This is a genomic window from Vibrio sp. D173a (assembly GCF_030248475.1).
The window spans coordinates 1-565 of sequence record NZ_JAHGAH010000428.1; the positions used below are offsets into that span (position 1 = coordinate 1).

General features: G+C 36.6%; 1 protein-coding gene. It reads right to left on the minus strand.

Translation table 11 applies throughout. The annotated features are described in order from the left end of the window. On the minus strand, positions 1–262 hold a 262-nt coding region (locus KIV40_RS26465; protein ID WP_285352153.1), incomplete at its 3' end, for a hypothetical protein. Between the last annotated feature and the right edge of the window lie 303 nt (positions 263–565).

Here is a 565-nt window from a genome sequence, read left to right on the forward strand (position 1 = left end):
CATACCTTGGTGCAATTTCACCTACCTCACAAACACACTCGATTAAAGTCAGTTGTTTACCATTTTCTGTAAGACACCTAATGCTATCGACTTCGCTCGGTAGTTGATTCCATCCAGCGTGATCATGAGGGATTGAGATCGCATCAAAATTGGGGTATTTACCTACATCCAAACTTAGTTCACCTGTTAGGGTACAATCGTGCTTAATACGGTCATCTTTTACAGATAGCTTAGTCGTGTGATTACAATTGAGTTCAAGCAAAACCTTTCCTTTTCATACGAGTTGTATATTTTTGATTCAGGCAATGGTACTGACTGTATTTTCAAATTTAGTGCTTGTTATTAATCATTAGAACTAGAGATTAGCAGTTCAGACTTTTACTTTCATCGGTTTAAGTCAAATATTAATCCAACTTTAGTAGTCAAAAAAATTTGCCCACCAGATTAGAGGTTTTGCAATACCCTAGATAATCCGTTAATTGCTAATTTAGTAAACGGTGTAACTCAGAAATGTCCAAAGACGTGCTACACCTCTAATGTGCTCGCACTTATTGGAATGTTAACT